Source organism: Fibrella musci, assembly GCF_041321105.1.
In the GTDB taxonomy this organism is placed as follows: domain Bacteria; phylum Bacteroidota; class Bacteroidia; order Cytophagales; family Spirosomataceae; genus Fibrella; species Fibrella musci.
On sequence record NZ_JBGGWD010000004.1, the window covers coordinates 283,252 to 298,517 of the forward strand.

Consider the following 15,266-nt stretch of genomic DNA (forward strand, 5'->3'; position numbering starts at 1 on the left):
GTGGCCTAAGCGATCAGTTGCCGAACCGGCATAGCGGAAAACCGTAACCAGAAGACAGAGAACTTCCCTTTTTATGACTGCAACGACAACCACCCGCACACGTGACGCGCAGATTTTCGATCTGATTGCCAAAGAACAACACCGTCAGGAGTCAGGCATTGAACTGATTGCTTCTGAGAATTTCGTATCGCCACAGGTGATGGAAGCCGCCGGTAGCGTTTTGACCAACAAATATGCTGAAGGCCTGCCCGGCAAACGGTATTATGGTGGTTGCGAAGTGGTTGATCAGGTTGAGCAGATTGCCATCGACCGGGCGAAAGAATTATTTGGTGCCACCTGGGCTAACGTACAGCCGCATTCTGGTGCACAGGCCAATACGGCTGTGTTTCTGGCTACGCTGAAACCCGGCGATACCATTCTGGGTTTCGACCTTAGCCACGGCGGCCACCTCACCCACGGCTCACCGGTCAATATTTCTGGTAAATACTTCCGCCCGACGTTCTATGGCGTTGAGCAGGAAACGGGGGTGATTAACTACGATGTAGTCGAAGAAACCGCTCAGCGCGAGAAGCCCAAAATGCTTATCTGCGGTGCCTCGGCCTATAGCCGCGACTGGGACTACGCTCGCCTGCGGGCCATTGCCGATTCGGTAGGCGCGCTGATGCTGGCCGACGTATCGCACCCGGCCGGGCTGATTGCCAAGGGGCTGCTGAACGACCCACTCGAACATGCGCACATCGTAACAACTACCACGCACAAGACGCTGCGCGGCACCCGGGGGGGCATGATCATGATGCGGAACGACTTCGAGAATCCGTTTGGATTGAAGACGCCGAAAGGTGAGTTGCGCATGATGTCGTCGTTGCTCGATTCGGGTGTGTTTCCGGGTACGCAGGGCGGGCCGCTGGAGCATATTATTGCGGCGAAAGCCGTTGCTTTTGGTGAAGCCCTCACCGACGATTTTTATGATTACGCGGTTCAGGTACGTGCCAACGCGCTGGCTATGGCAAAGGCCTTTACTGAGAAAGGCTATCGTATCATTTCGGGTGGTACAGACAACCACCTGATGCTGATCGATTTGCGCACGAAAGGGGGGGCGGCTACAAGCCTGACGGGCAAACTGGCCGAAAACACCCTGATTAAGGCTGACATTACGATTAACAAGAACATGGTTCCGTTTGATGACAAGTCGCCGATGGTAACGTCGGGGATGCGTGTTGGAACAGCGGCCATGACAACGCGCGGTCTGAAAGAAGCGGATATGGAATTGATCGTGGATTACATCGACGAAGTATTGATGAACCACGACAATGATGCTAAAATCAGTGCCGTTCGGGAGAAAATTAACGCCTGGATGAAGGCGTTTCCGTTATACGCATAACTCTTAATAGTTTACTGTCTACTGTCCACTGTCTTCTGTTGCTTCGCTGAGGAAACTAAGGTGCCTGAATAGCCAAACTGAGAACAGTGAACAGTAAAGAGTAAACGGATATGTATGGCCTTAGATCAGTCGTTTGACGACAAATTTTACAATTACGACGAAGACAGCGAGAGCGCACTGCCTGATCCTGACAGTGATGGCACCGAAATGAGCTTCCTCGAACACCTGGAAGAGCTTCGGTGGCACTTGTTGCGGGCTTTTGCGTCGATCTTTGTATTCGCCCTTATTGCCTTCGTTTTTATCAAGGACATTTTTCAGTACGTCATTATTGCGCCCAAAGACCCCAGTTTCTGGACATACCGGCAGCTTTGTAAGCTGGCCGACATAACGGGATATCGCGATTTGTGTGTTGATAAACTCAACTTTGAGCTACAGGCTTTAGGTATGGCGGACAACTTCACTATGTCGCTGACCATCTCGTTTATAGTGGGGCTGAGTTTCGCGTTTCCTTATACGTTTTGGGAAGTCTGGCGTTTTATTGCTCCCGGTCTGCGTGCCAGTGAGCGACGTGCTGCTCGTGGTGCTGTCTTCTATGTGTCGCTACTGTTTTTTATGGGGCTCTTCTTTGGCTACTTCATTGTGTCGCCACTAGCCATCAACTTCCTGGCCAACTATCAGCTGTCGCCGGACATCAAGAACCAGTATGACATAACCTCTTACATAGGTGTTCTGGCTATGCTGTCTCTGGGCTGTGCCTTGATGTTTCAGATGCCAATCGTGGCGTTTGTGCTATCCAAAGTAGGTGTGTTGACGCCCGGCTTTATGCGCGAATACCGCAAACATGCCTGGATTGTTATTCTGATTGTTGCTGGTGTAATTACCCCCTCACCGGATATTTATAGTCAGGTATTGGTGGCGTTGCCTTTGGCAATGCTGTATGAAGTGAGTATTCTGGTGTCGCGTTCTATCCAACGAGCTCGCCTTAAAGACGCCCAGGAACTGGCCAAGTAACAAGCTGATTTACTCAACGAAAAAGCCGCCGGGAGCAATTCCGGCGGCTTTTTGCGTATGAAAAACGGCGATAAAATGAATGGGCCTACTTTATCGTTTTAGTGGGTGTGTTAACCCACTTACCCATGAAAATCATCGCGCCGCTGCTCATTGTGGCTACGTTATGTGTTAGCCCGGCATTGGCTCAATCGCAAACTGCTGAGGCGTTTGTCTGCAATTATTCAGGCAACGCCGCCCCTACTGTTCGCTGTACCGACCGGGCCAGCGGATCGAACCGTCACGCTGAAAAAGTTGTCGATCGGATTCTGCGTCCCATTGGGCTGATGCGGAATTTCAAGATTATGGAATGCCCCGAAACGCGCAACTGTTTTGCCGCGGTCATGAATGGGCAACGGTTCATATTGTATGATGGTGTTTTTATGCAGCAACTGGAAGACGAAACCGAAACCGACTGGTCGGCGGTCAGTATCATGGCGCATGAGATTGGCCATCATTTACAGGGCCACACGTTGAATTCGGGTGGTAGTTCGCACCAGAAAGAATTGGAAGCTGATCGGTTTTCGGGTTTCGTATTGCATCAGCTCGGGGCCACGTTGAATGAAGCAACCGTGGCTATTCGTACGATTGGCAGCTACAGTGCATCGAGTTCACACCCTGGTCGGACCTCCCGGCTGGATGCGATAACCAAAGGCTGGACCGAAGCCGATGCGATTTATCCCCGCACCAAATCGGTAGTGCCCAGTCGTCCGGCTGCTCCGGTAGTAGCTAGTGCTCCGAAACCAACCGCCGAGCCCGTGACAGCATCGACCGGCGTAACCCCCACACTGGCTACCCAAACGTACCCAGGCGGTAAACTGAAATACAAAGGCGGCGTGCTGATGGGTCTGCGCACGGGATACGGCGTCTATTACTATCCAAACGGCGACCGCTATGCAGGCCAGTTTGCCTATGATCAACCTCATGGAAAAGGCACGTATTACTTTTCCGACGGTGATCGCTTCGTAGGTACGTTCCGAAACGGGAAGCGAAGCGGTCCAGGTACGTTGTACGATGCAGAAGGGGGCGTCGAAGAAGAAGGTAACTACGCTAACGATGTATTACGTTGATAGCCCGTAATACCACAAACGGCCCCGACTAGGTAGCCGGGGCCGTTTGTGGTGAGTGATGAGATTTATAATAGAAAATTTTCTGGTTCGGGATCGGTGTATTAAAAGGAGTGTATGGCAGTTAAAGCAACAGACTGCGAAGCGGCAAATCGCTGCCATCGTATCTGGTTTGCATAGACCCGTACAGACCTAGCAGGCCATCAAACAATGAATAATCGGGTGCGGTAGCGGCTTCCAGGGTCGGTAACAACGTATGTAACTGTTGGCGCCAGAGTTGTGCTTCCAATTCGATAGTGGGTTCGCCGGTAAGTTCATATACCCGTTGATAAAGCCGCATCATGCCGGCCATACCATACCGAATCCCCGGCGTGTCGATCTGCATCTGCCCGATTTTCCGGCGGTGGATTGTGTAGGCCGCTACCCGAATGGCCCACTTGATCAAATCAGGCTGGTTGAGCCAGCGCCCGCATTGAGCCAACAACATGGCCTGACCCAGATCGCCTTCGGCCCAGCCCCCATGTTCGGGCTCTTCCCAAAGGTTATCCGTCTTCGAAATCAAGTTAGGGAATTGAACAAATTGCTCCAGGCTGGCATCGATCGGGAGTCGGCTTTGTTGAAGCAGTCGTATATATTGACGCAGTAGCCGGTCGATTTCGGGCATGACCGGGTGCGAAAAATTGTCGAATAGTTCGTTGTCGTAGACACTACCAACGCTGAGCAGCTTCCCCGTCAGTCCCGTAGCCAGCGACAAGTCGATGGTGGCGGCATCCAGGGCAGTGCCGAGGTAGGCAAGCGCGCCTTCGATAAGCGGCTTTTCGTAGGTGTTATATTGGAGGTGACCCCGGGTACGTCGGCTGGCGAAGTGGCCAATCAAAGGTGCCGTACCATCGGCAACAGCCCATTGGTTGTTGCTGATAGGGCTCTGGACCGTATCGAACAGATAAGCATCAAGTGCCTGCTGTTCAGGCGTAATTCGGGAGGTGCTGGTTATTTCCTCACCCAACAACAGCAAAAGCCGGTTGGTTGGATCTTGCCCCAAATCATCCGTTATAGCTTGCTTACGTACCTGATACCAGGCCGCATAGCTTCCCTGCCATGCCTGCATCAATGCTGCTTCGAGCAATGGCATCGTGGAAATGGGGTACTTGGGGGAACCAACAGTTGGAACCATAAGTGCAAAACAACAAAAAGTTTAACCAATAACAGTAGCAATGGTGAGCCAAGTTGACGGCTGACCACTGTTAATGCGTTGACGGACGTTGAGAGTAGCCAATTAACGTTTGCTGAAAGATAAACGGGCAGAGGCTGTCGACGTTGTCATTCTATTCAGTTGTTTTAACTTTTATGGGTTACTTGAGGGGAATGCCTTGGGTGTCACAGTAATCATACCAACTTGTCTGGTATATGAATTAACTGTTAACCAATCAATGGATAAAGCTTTTAAGTGGTAACTTAACCAATGACAGTGGCAACTGTAGGCCAAGTCGACGAACGACCACTTGTATACTGACGAACATTGAGGGTAGCCACCTGCCTTTTAGTAAACTGAAGACGAGGGGCAATGGTCGTTGTCATGTTGGTCAGTTGATTAAAATTTATTATTGGGTTACTTGAGGCTGGTGAAATTTTTGTTGTCGCAGACAATTAGTTTTATGTCCGTAAGTTGGCTGACGACCCGGATAAAGCGTTGGTTTTTGTGCTTAACCAATAACGGTAGCTACAGTAGGCCAGGTTGATGAGCGGCCATTAGCACGCTGACGAACATTGAGGTTAGCTACCTGGCGTTTGTTGAACTGGAGACGGGGTGATGCAGACGTTGTCATGAGGAGTACTTGAAGCTAAAGTGATTGACTGAATGAGACTGGAACAGAATGAGTTAACCGATAACAGTGGCAACAGTGGGCCAGGTCGATGAGCGGCCGTTAGCGCGCTGACGAACATTGAGATTGGCTACTTGGCGTTTGTTGAACTGGAGGCGGGGAGCGTTGACCGTTGTCATGATGATTGGTTGCTGTCTTTGGGGTGAATATGCAGATGAGAGAAAACTTAACCGATAACGGTAGCTACAGTAGGCCAGGTTGATGAGCGGCCATTAGCACGCTGACGAACATTGAGGTTAGCTACCTGGCGTTTGTTGAACTGGAGACGGGGTGATGCAGACGTTGTCATGAGGAGTACTTGAAGCTAAAGTGATTGACTGAATGAGACTGGAACAGAATGAGTTAACCGATAACAGTGGCAACAGTGGGCCAGGTCGATGAGCGGCCGTTAGCGCGCTGACGAACATTGAGATTGGCTACTTGGCGTTTGTTGAACTGGAGGCGGGGAGCGTTGACCGTTGTCATAATGGTTGGTTGTTTATGGGTGTTGTTAAACTTGACAATGCAAAGTTGAGCGTGAAAATCAGAGCTGTGAAATCAATTATACCAGGGTCAGATTGGCCTATACGAATCCCGTACTTGCCCCGTATGTTGGTTTGGTTCCAGCGTCATGGGCGAACGGTTCTACTCCATTTGTTTGCTTGGTTTCTGCACTTCACGGTCAACAATCTGTTGCTTTTTATTGATGATTATCACCAGATCACCCCTCAGCGAACACTGTTTACGTACTCGCTGACTGCGTTGCTTTTTTATACAAATACCTACCTAGTCGTTCAACCACAGGTCGCTCGTAAGCAGTATATCAGGCTTTTATTGTACACCGTGGTGTTATTGACCGTATTTATCGGACTACGCTATCTGTTGTTTTATTACTACTTCCCGGCTGTCGGGTACGTAAACGAATACAGTAGTTTTAGTACGATGTTCTCTAAATTTCTGCCTGACTCAATCTGGATTGCGCTGCAATACTTACTATTCAGTTATGGCTATTGGTTTGCCTTGGACGCCATTCGTCTTGAACGGCAGAAGCAACGGATGCAACACGACATGCTTCAGCTTGAGCAGGCCAAAGTTCAGTCAGAATTGGCCTTTCTGCGGGTGCAGTTGAACCCGCATTTTATATTCAATACGTTGAATTTTTTTTACTCCGAAGCACTCAACACCTCTACGCGTCTCGCTGATGCAATTTTTGAACTGGCGACTATGATGCGCACGGTGATGCAGCTAAGTAGTAAATCGTTAGTAACGGTTGAGCACGAATTGAACTACATACGGCATTATATTAACCTGCAACGACTACGCTTTGGGGATCAGATGAATCTCGAGTTGACAGTCGAAGGCGACGAGTTAGAAGCTCACCTGTCAATTCTGCCGCTGATCCTGATTTCGCTTATTGAAAATATATTTAAATACGGTGACCTATCTGATGTAGACAACCCAGCTACGGTGCGTATTGTGCTGGATGACAACTCGTTAACGTATTATGGTCACAATGCCAAGAAGGAATTTCCAACCTATTCACAGGGTGGGGTCGGTATGAAGAACATCGAGAAACAGTTAACAATTTTTTACGGCGATATGTACGACCTTAAGGTTCAGGAAACGAAAGATTTCTACTCTGTTGAGATTCATATAAATTTTACAGATGTAAATAAAAAAGTAGCTAAACACCAAGTCGTTCATGAGTGATATTATGCAAAAAGAGCGATAATTGTAAACAATTCGCCAGCTCATCATCTAAATACCCCTATACGCAGTAGTTGCGTAGTCAATTTTCACGTTACCTACTTGTTGGTTATGATCAATTGCCTGATTCTGGATGACGAACACGCTGCAATCAACATCCTTAAGCGTTACGTTAACGATACGCCTTACCTGAAATTGGTTGGGGCGACGACTAATGTGTTTGAGGCGGCTGATATGCTCGAGTGGGGCGGCATTGATCTGTTGTTTCTGGATATTCAAATGCCCCGGCTAACGGGCCTGCAATTCTTGGATTTATACAGTGGTAGTTACCGAGTAATTATGACTACTGCCTACAGTGAGTATGCGCTGGAAGGTTTTGAACGGAATGTAGTTGATTATCTGCTAAAACCGATTCCGTATCAGCGATTTCTGAAAGCTACTGAGAAGGTATTCAACCAGATAGCTCGCCCAGTACCCGCATCCGTTGCCGCAGAAAAAGACGAAGAACCGGATTTCATTCTGGTTAAAACAGAACATAAAGGGAAGTATCGTAAAATCGACTTGGCAGAAATCGTATATGTGGAAGGGTTAAAAAACTACGTGTCTATTTATACTGATAAAAAGGAACGTATAGTCACCTATATTGGCATTTCTGACTTGGAGGAACGGTTGCCTGACCGGCTTTTTACCCGCGTGCATCGATCATACATTGTGGCTACCCGCATGATCACAGCCATCGATGGCAACGAAATCCTGATGAAGGGAGCGCCCCGGATTCCCACGTCGGGCAAGTATAAAGAAGACTTGCTGCTCAAGTTTAGCAAACAGCTTATCCAAACTAAATAGTCCTTGGCTATAGGGGCTTATCAGACGCCTTGCCCGGTGTCTTAAAGGCCATTAGGCCTGGCAAGGCGTCAGTCAATCGATTGCCATGCAACTGCATCCGTTTTATGTGCTGCGTCGGCCTCTGTTGCCTATCGAAACCTATTTTCAGGTTCAGCAACGACTCCGGCAGGGCCACGCATTGGTCGATGTGCTGAAGGACTTCTATCAGCAACCATACGCACAACAAGCTCTTTTTTTCGCGTCGACTGATGTCTATCTGCACTGTCAGCAGTGGTTGTCAGGTACGTTGTCACCATCCGAAAAGCTGCTGAAAACGCTATACCGGTACCTCATTCGGATGTCGACCCGCGCCACGCCGTTTGGCTTATGCTCAGGCATTTCGTTGGGAAAATGGGGGATAGCATCGGGGGTTACGTTCGACGACGCGACGCCGGTACGTACCCATCTGCGACTCGACGCGATGGCCATGCAACAGCTGCTGCAGTATGTTAGCCAGCTGTCGGCTATCTGGCCGACAGTACGCTACCGATCTAACACCACGACCTACGCTGTTGGAGCTGACCTGCGCTATGTTGAGGCCAATCAGGAGGGAGGTTTACCCGGAAGCTACGCGCTGAGTGTTACCGACAACACCGATTACCTGCAATGTATATTGGCTACGGCTCGCGATGGTGCTACTATTCCCGAACTGATTGACCTACTGGGACAGGATGGAATCGACGCCGACGATGCCCAGGCGTTTATCGAGAACCTGATCGACAATCAACTCATCCAGTCTGAATTTGATCCGAGCTTAACGGCGCAGGATGAATTGGGACGTTTGTTGGAACGGTTACGACCGTATACCGATCAACAGCCTATTATCGACTTGCTGACGGATGTCCACGAGACGCTTCGCGGGGCCAACCCAGCGAGCAACGTACCTGACTGCCAGCGGCTGGATGGGCTGTTGGCTCCTGTTATCGCTATCGACAACCGGCTCTTGGTGCAGTGCGATACGTACTTTCCCACTCAGCAGAATGCAATTGGCCAACCCGTGCGTGAGCAGTTGAGCCAAACGTTAGAGCGGCTGCTGCGCCTCAGTCCGGCTGAGCAAACGTACCTGTCTACCTTTCGGGAGCGCTTCTACGAACGGTATGAGGAGCAGGAGGTTCCCCTGCTGCTGGCGCTTGACCCGGATATCGGCGTGGGTTATGGTGGAAGCTCACTGACGGCCGTGCTGCTGGATGGCATCGACTGGCCCGAAGGCGCCCCGGGCGACGTTGCGTTTACACCAGCTCAGCAAGGAATGCTCCGGCTATTTACGGAAGCCATGCGCCTTGACGACCCTCAGCTGAATCTGTCGGATGCCGACCTGGCAAGCCTGACCGAAGGGCAACCCGAACCGGCTCTGCCAGCGAGTGGCTATTGGATGGGCCACTTGTTGGCCAATTCGGCCGAGGCGCTCGATGCGGGCGACTGGCAGTTTCATCTGGTAGCGGGCGGAGGACCATCGGCGGCCAACTTGCTGGGGCGTATGGCACATCTGGATGCCGAACTGAAAGACCAGTTACAAACAAGTCTGCAAGCAGAGGAAGCCTCGGAGGCGGATGCTATCTGGGCCGAGATTGTCCATCTGCCTGAGGCGCGGTTAGCCAATGTGCTCACCCGTCCGGCACTGCGGTCCTATGAGATTCCGATCCTGTCTGTCAGTGGAGTGCCCGACGACCACCAGATTCCGCTCGATGATCTGGTGATTTCGGCCCCGCGCGGACGGAAGATTATACTGCGGTCGCGGCGGCTCAACAAGCGGGTTATTCCCCGACTATCAACGGCCCACAATTTCTCGATGGGGTTGGCGCATTACCGCTTTCTCTGTGATTTGCAAAAGCAGGAGGGAACGCTGCGAGTTGGTTGGGACTGGGGGCCGCTCGCCTCGCAGCCTCACCTGCCGCAGGTACGTTACCGCAACGTTATTCTGAGCCGGGCGAGCTGGCAGCTGACAAAAGCCTTGGCGCAGACGAGCCAGCCCAACTGGCTGGCTATCTGGCGGGGTCGCTATAACGTACCCCGGTATGTGGTCATGCTGAATGCCGACAACGAACTGCCGCTTGATCTGGAGAACAACCTGAACGTTGCTTTGCTGACTGAAGAGTTGGCGAAGAATGATACGGTGAAATTGAAGGAATGGCTGTTGAGCGAACAGACTTGTTGGGTGGGCGGCCCAGCGCAGCATTGGGTCGGTGAGTTGATTCTTCCGGCCAGTTTTACGACCAAGTCATCGCCGGCGCCTGCCTACGTCCGTGCGGCCACCGACGTGCAACGCATCTTTGCGCCGGGTAGCGAATGGGTGTATCTGAAGATCGTGACGGGCGAACAGGCTAGTGAACGGCTGCTACTGACTGAACTGCCGATCCTGACTGGCGACCTGCGCGAAGCGGGCAGTCTGCACCAATGGTTCTACGTTCGGTATAACCAACCCGAACCACAACTGCGGGTACGTTTTCAGAGTCTGCCCGGTCAGGAGAACCAATTGTTGAACCAGGTATTGGCCTGGGTGCAACGCCTGACGGCCGATTATGGGACGCTATACCGGGTACAGCTTGATACGTATCAGCGGGAAGTGGAACGGTATGGAGCCGCCCGGATAGCCCTTTGCGAAGCCTGGTTCTGTACAGAAAGCGAGATGCTGCTGCCCGTTCTGCAGGTCGTGAGTCAGGAAGGCGAGACCACCCGACTCTTTTATGCCTGTGCGCTGGTCGATCAGGTGTTCGAGGCCTGGCAACTGCCCGTTGGAGAGCGAGACCACCTGATTACTCAACTTCGGGATGCGTTCAGCCGGGAATTTCGGGCCGATACGTCACTGCTTGTGCAACTAGACAAAAGCTACCGGCTCTATCGTCCGATGGTGCACGACGCGCTGTCGGCCCCTGAGCCCCCCCCAGAACTTGAGCCGTTTACGCATCACTTCCAGCAGCTAGCCAGTCAGATACAGGCTACCCTCACCGATCAGAAAGAGCGCGATGATCTACTTGCCTCGCTGATTCACATGCTCTTGAACCGGGTATTCCCAACCGAGAACCGCCGACATGAATACCTGCTGTATCACCTGCTGAAAAAAGAGTACACGTCGTTGCTGAAGCGGAACCGACCGGCGTCAGGCAAAGCCTAGAAGGCTCGTATGGCCTGTTCGATGATGTCGCAGGCGTCATTCATCTGGGCTTCCGTAATGACAAGCGGTGGCGCGAAGCGGATCTTATCGCCGTGGGTGGGTTTACAAAGCAGGCCGTTGTCGCGGAAGCGGAGACACAACTCCCAGGCTGTTTCTTCGCCGAATTCGGGGCGCTCGGCAATAACGATAGCGTTGAGCAGGCCTTTGCCACGTACCTGAAGGATCAGATCAGTTTCGGCGGCCAGCGCGTTCATCCGGCTACGGAAGAGCTGCCCCATTGCTTCGGCATTCTCGGCCAGTTGCTCATCGCGCACCACGTCGAGCGCCGCTACAGCTACGGCACAGCCCAACGGATTGCCGCCAAAGGTGCTGCCGTGTTCGCCGGGCCGGATCGTCAGCATAATTTCGTCGGAGGCCAGCACCGCCGAAACAGGCATGACCCCACCTGAAAGCGCTTTGCCCAACACCAGGATATCGGGCTTCACATCTTCGTGGTCGCAGGCAAGGCGGCGGCCTGTGCGGCCAATACCCGTCTGCACTTCGTCGGCAATGAAGAGTACGTTGTAGGCAGTGCAAAGTGCCCGCACACCGCGCAGGTAGCCATCATCGGGCACCAACACGCCCGCCTCGCCCTGAATAGGCTCAACCATGAAGCCGGCAATGTTTGGGTCGGCGGCAAACGTAGCTTCCAGTGCCGCGAGGTCATTGTAAGGCACCAATACGTACCCAGGCAGCAACGGGCCGTAGTCATTGGTGCTGCTGGGGTCGGTCGACGACGAAATGGCCGCGAGCGTTCGCCCCCAGAAATTGCCGGTCGCGTAAACCGTTTTGGCCTGATTCTGCGCAATGCCTTTCACTTTGTAGGCCCATTTGCGGGTCAGTTTCAGCGCTGTTTCGCCAGCCTCCACGCCCGAATTCATCATCAGCACTTTGTCGAATCCGAAAAAATCGCAGAGGTATTTTTCCGCTTTGCCCAGCTGATCGTTGTGAAAAGCGCGCGACGTCAGCGTGAGCCGTTGAGCCTGTTCAATCAGGGCATTGATAATGCGTGGGTGACAGTGCCCCTGGCTAACGGCACTATAGGCCGATAAAAAATCATAATACCGCCGCCCGTCGACATCCCACAAAAAAACGCCCTCGCCCCGTGTCAGCACTACGGGCAACGGATGGTAGTTGTGAGCGCCATACTGGTCTTCAAGTTGAATAGCCTGTTCGGCCAGCGAGGTTGTCAGCGTAGTGGATATCATGATTTTTAACTCTGTTTTAATACCGCTCGGCGTGTATACGTCAAAACCATCGGCGTACACAGCACGTTTGTTCCCCAAAGCTATCTAAAAAAGTAGCCACCGTACTCGTATGCAGGGAGAAGGAAGCAAGAAACGGAAAATAGCCGGTCTGGCGGACGAAGACTATTATTTTACTGCCGAGGGCTTTGTTGTTTTTACGGCCGCCTACCACCTGAAGCGGGGGTATTGCTGTAAAAACGCGTGTCGGCATTGCCCATATGGGTTTAAAAAGGAAAAATAATTTGCACATCCACAGGCTTTTCGCCAATTTTGCACCCTCATACGGAAAACGAGTACGGTCATGGCCAGAGTTTGTCAAATTACAGGAAAGCGGACGCAGGTTGGTAACAATGTATCGCACGCCAACAATAGAACGAAACGTAAATTCTATCCCAACCTTCAGACGAAGCGGTTCTTTGTTGAATCGACGGGCGAGTGGATTACGTTGAAAGTTTCGACGTCGGCCATCAAGACCATCAATAAAAAGGGTCTGGAAGCGACTTTGCTCGATGCCTACAAGAAAGGCACACTGTCGGCGTAACCGACCGGAGCACCTAACCTGTGCCCGTCCGACATAGCCTCTCTCCTGATGGAGGGAGGCTTCTTTTTTGTCGGTAGGCCAACGGTTAGATAATTCGCTTAAGTGCAAACTGCGCCACTACGATGCTGCCGTTGCGGCGCACCACAAGCGTTACCTCTTTGCCTTCGCCCCGTTGTAGTGTCTTGTAGATGTCGCTGATGTTGAGTGTGTTGACACTATCGTTGTTCACGAAAACCAGTTCGTCGCCTTCCAGCAGTCCTGCCTGATCGGCCGGTGATTCGGCCACAATTTTCTCGATATAGTACGTACGAAAGTTTTGCCCTTTGGCGCGAAGTTCCATCCCACTCATGTCGTGTTCAAAGCGCTCGCGCAACAGGCGTTTCACGGGTTTGAGCACGATATATTGCTCCGGGTAGTTGAACGTTACCGTAAACCGACGGAGCAGCTCGCACCCAATATTGCCCTGCCGGTCGGTAGCGTTAACGAGCTTCATCCCAAACGACGAGCTGTCGGGAAAAGAGGCAATGATCTGCTGCAACTCGTGCCGCCCCACTTTCAGGCCCTGTATGCGCCCCAGACTCCCGTTAATAACGCCGTTGAGCCCACGGCCCAACTGCGCCCGAATTACCTTCTCGGGTAGGGGCAGAGCGCAGGTGCTGGGCTGTCCGTCGAGCATCAGGGCGTGGCCCGCGCCCGTATCGAGCACCACACGCAGGGGCACACTGCGTTCGCCGGGTAACATGGCAACCACGTCCAGGTAGGGCTTCGTATTCTGGATGACGATCGGGTAACGGTCGCCAAAGCGGCGTTTGTAGGTGTATTTCTTAGGCTTGGTGAGCGTTAGCTCACGGTTGATGAAATCGATCGAAACCACAAAATTGTTGAAGAGGTCATACCCAAAGATGCCGTGCACCGGCACACCCACATACTCCGAGAGTTTGAGGATGTCGTCGTCGAGCAAGACAAGGTTCTGATGCGAGGCCCGCATGTGCCCCATTGATAGTTCATTGTCAATGGCAATTGAGGCCGTCAGTTGCGCGCCTTCGCCCACGCCCGACAGTTTCACTTTCCGCGATAGCTGAAGCCGCTGCCGATTTAGGGCCTTCGGGTCGGTAATAATGGTGTTGCTGACACCGGTGTCCAGAATGAAATTCAGCGTATCGGAATTGTTGACCTGCATCTTAACCAGAATGAGGTTGGAATGCAGTTGAAAGGGCAGCCGCGTAAACGACCGGCCTCCTGCCAGATAAAAACCGAAGTGGTCTTTCTCGGGCTTGGGTTTGTCGGTAGCCCACGCCGACCCACTCACGTAGAGGATAGCAATCAATAGGCTCAGCGTTTTCATGATGAGTGTGTAGAATGTACCAGTAAATTATTATAAAAAACCCATATAATCTACAAAAAGTTAGCAATGAAGCGACTGATTGCCAACCGGTTCGGCGGTTTAGGCGAAAGGTTTTAGTTTTGGGCTCCGAAACAGCGATCTGGTCTGCCTGGAACAACGTACCCAGGTGATTCAGAACCAGTTTCTGTTCGGTAGTTCAAACCAAAGATGTATGCGTAAGAAGATTGTTGCAGGCAACTGGAAAATGAATAAGACGGCCGACGAAGGCCTGGCTTTAGTATCGGAAGTGGTCAACATGGTCAATGCCGAAGTGACCGGCGACGTAACGGTTGTGCTGTGCCCCCCCGCCCTTTACCTAACCACCTACAAGTCGTACCTGACGGGCAATAAACTGGCCCTTGGCGCGCAGAACTGCCATGAGAAAGCGTCGGGCGCCTACACGGGCGAAATCTCGGCACCGATGCTCAAATCAATTGGGGTAGATTACGTCATTCTGGGCCACAGCGAGCGCCGCCAGTATTTTGGCGAAACCAATGCGCAACTGGCTGAGAAAGTGAATATTGCCCTCGAGAACGGCCTGACGCCGATCTTCTGCTGCGGTGAGTCGCGGGAGCTGCGCGAGAACGGCGATTACCTGGGCTTCGTGAAAGAGCAACTGACCGAGAGTCTGTTTCACCTGACCGAAGAGCAAATTACCAAGGTCGTGATTGCTTACGAACCCATCTGGGCCATTGGTACGGGCCTTACGGCTACGTCGGGGCAGGCGCAGGATATGCACTTCGAGCTACGTCAGCACCTGGCCGGCCAATACGGCGACGCCGTTGCGCAGGAAATCAGTATCCTGTATGGTGGTAGTGCCAACGCGCAGAACGCCGCCGAACTCTTCGCCCAACCCGACGTGGATGGCGGTCTGATTGGTGGTGCTTCGCTTAAATCGCGTGATTTCATTACCGTAGTGAAGGCAAGAGCTTAACGAGCTACAAAGGAATTATGGGGTATGAATTATGATGTATGGTGCTATCACCGTTTCATA

Annotated in this window: 12 protein-coding genes; 9 read left to right on the forward strand and 3 right to left on the reverse strand. The window is 52.1% G+C overall.

All coding sequences use genetic code 11. From position 1 onward, the window contains the following. Positions 1 to 73: 73 nt before the first annotated feature. The 3 genes from glyA (at position 74) to ACAW74_RS14370 (ending at position 3,498) form a co-directional block, all read left to right on the forward strand. Positions 74 to 1,381, forward strand: coding sequence for a serine hydroxymethyltransferase (gene glyA, locus ACAW74_RS14360; RefSeq protein ID WP_370698896.1), 1,308 nt, complete (start codon positions 74 to 76; stop codon positions 1,379 to 1,381). Between the two features lie 114 nt (positions 1,382 to 1,495). Further along, complete coding sequence (gene tatC / locus ACAW74_RS14365) at positions 1,496 to 2,392, forward strand: twin-arginine translocase subunit TatC (RefSeq protein ID WP_370698897.1); 897 nt, start codon at positions 1,496 to 1,498, stop codon at positions 2,390 to 2,392. Between the two features lie 125 nt (positions 2,393 to 2,517). Further along, positions 2,518 to 3,498 (forward strand): M48 family metalloprotease, encoded by a 981-nt coding sequence (locus tag ACAW74_RS14370; protein WP_370698898.1) that lies wholly within the window; start codon positions 2,518 to 2,520, stop codon positions 3,496 to 3,498. Between the two features lie 121 nt (positions 3,499 to 3,619). On the opposite strand, the gene ACAW74_RS14375 is transcribed toward ACAW74_RS14370, so the two are convergent. Beyond that, the gene (locus tag ACAW74_RS14375; RefSeq protein WP_370698899.1) at positions 3,620 to 4,669 is read right to left on the reverse strand and encodes a lanthionine synthetase LanC family protein; all 1,050 of its coding nucleotides are present in this window, start codon (positions 4,667 to 4,669) and stop codon (positions 3,620 to 3,622) included. 1,129 nt (positions 4,670 to 5,798) lie between these two features. On the opposite strand from ACAW74_RS14375, the gene ACAW74_RS14380 reads away from it, so the two are divergent. The 3 genes from ACAW74_RS14380 (at position 5,799) to ACAW74_RS14390 (ending at position 11,061) form a co-directional block, all read left to right on the forward strand. Next, complete coding sequence (locus ACAW74_RS14380; protein WP_370698900.1) at positions 5,799 to 7,067, forward strand: sensor histidine kinase; 1,269 nt, start codon at positions 5,799 to 5,801, stop codon at positions 7,065 to 7,067. 108 nt (positions 7,068 to 7,175) lie between these two features. Next, positions 7,176 to 7,910, forward strand: coding sequence for a LytR/AlgR family response regulator transcription factor (locus tag ACAW74_RS14385; protein WP_370698901.1), 735 nt, complete (start codon positions 7,176 to 7,178; stop codon positions 7,908 to 7,910). Positions 7,911 to 7,995: 85 nt separating this feature from the next. After that, positions 7,996 to 11,061: a lantibiotic dehydratase gene (locus tag ACAW74_RS14390; RefSeq protein WP_370698902.1), complete on the forward strand. Its 3,066-nt coding sequence runs from the start codon at positions 7,996 to 7,998 to the stop codon at positions 11,059 to 11,061. Here the strand turns inward: ACAW74_RS14390 and rocD are convergent. Next, positions 11,058 to 12,308, reverse strand: coding sequence for an ornithine--oxo-acid transaminase (rocD, locus tag ACAW74_RS14395; RefSeq protein ID WP_370698903.1), 1,251 nt, complete (start codon positions 12,306 to 12,308; stop codon positions 11,058 to 11,060). The genes ACAW74_RS14390 and rocD overlap by 4 nt on opposite strands. A gap of 109 nt (positions 12,309 to 12,417) precedes the next feature. Between rocD and ACAW74_RS14400 the strand changes: the two genes are divergently transcribed. Further along, entirely contained in the window at positions 12,418 to 12,588 is a 171-nt protein-coding gene (locus tag ACAW74_RS14400; RefSeq protein WP_370698904.1) for a C1orf53 family protein, read from the forward strand. Positions 12,589 to 12,648: 60 nt separating this feature from the next. After that, entirely contained in the window at positions 12,649 to 12,888 is a 240-nt protein-coding gene (gene rpmB, locus ACAW74_RS14405; RefSeq protein ID WP_015330358.1) for a 50S ribosomal protein L28, read from the forward strand. Between the two features lie 85 nt (positions 12,889 to 12,973). Here rpmB and ACAW74_RS14410 read toward each other — a convergent pair whose 3' ends face one another. Beyond that, positions 12,974 to 14,233, reverse strand: a complete 1,260-nt coding sequence (locus ACAW74_RS14410) for an aspartyl protease family protein (protein ID WP_370698905.1) — start codon at positions 14,231 to 14,233, stop codon at positions 12,974 to 12,976. Positions 14,234 to 14,444: 211 nt separating this feature from the next. Here ACAW74_RS14410 and tpiA point away from each other — a divergent pair, with 211 nt between their 5' ends. After that, positions 14,445 to 15,206, forward strand: coding sequence for a triose-phosphate isomerase (tpiA, locus tag ACAW74_RS14415; protein ID WP_370698906.1), 762 nt, complete (start codon positions 14,445 to 14,447; stop codon positions 15,204 to 15,206). The last annotated feature ends 60 nt before the right edge of the window (positions 15,207 to 15,266 follow it).

Coding starts and splice junctions, on each gene's coding strand:
- glyA (WP_370698896.1), top strand. CDS start 74: ATGACTGCAACGACAACCACCCGCACACGTGACGCGCAGATTTTCGAT.
- tatC (WP_370698897.1), top strand. CDS start 1,496: ATGGCCTTAGATCAGTCGTTTGACGACAAATTTTACAATTACGACGAA.
- ACAW74_RS14370 (WP_370698898.1), top strand. CDS start 2,518: ATGAAAATCATCGCGCCGCTGCTCATTGTGGCTACGTTATGTGTTAGC.
- ACAW74_RS14375 (WP_370698899.1), bottom strand. CDS start 4,669: ATGGTTCCAACTGTTGGTTCCCCCAAGTACCCCATTTCCACGATGCCA.
- ACAW74_RS14385 (WP_370698901.1), top strand. CDS start 7,176: ATGATCAATTGCCTGATTCTGGATGACGAACACGCTGCAATCAACATC.
- ACAW74_RS14390 (WP_370698902.1), top strand. CDS start 7,996: ATGCAACTGCATCCGTTTTATGTGCTGCGTCGGCCTCTGTTGCCTATC.
- rocD (WP_370698903.1), bottom strand. CDS start 12,308: ATGATATCCACTACGCTGACAACCTCGCTGGCCGAACAGGCTATTCAA.
- ACAW74_RS14400 (WP_370698904.1), top strand. CDS start 12,418: ATGCAGGGAGAAGGAAGCAAGAAACGGAAAATAGCCGGTCTGGCGGAC.
- rpmB (WP_015330358.1), top strand. CDS start 12,649: ATGGCCAGAGTTTGTCAAATTACAGGAAAGCGGACGCAGGTTGGTAAC.
- ACAW74_RS14410 (WP_370698905.1), bottom strand. CDS start 14,233: ATGAAAACGCTGAGCCTATTGATTGCTATCCTCTACGTGAGTGGGTCG.
- tpiA (WP_370698906.1), top strand. CDS start 14,445: ATGCGTAAGAAGATTGTTGCAGGCAACTGGAAAATGAATAAGACGGCC.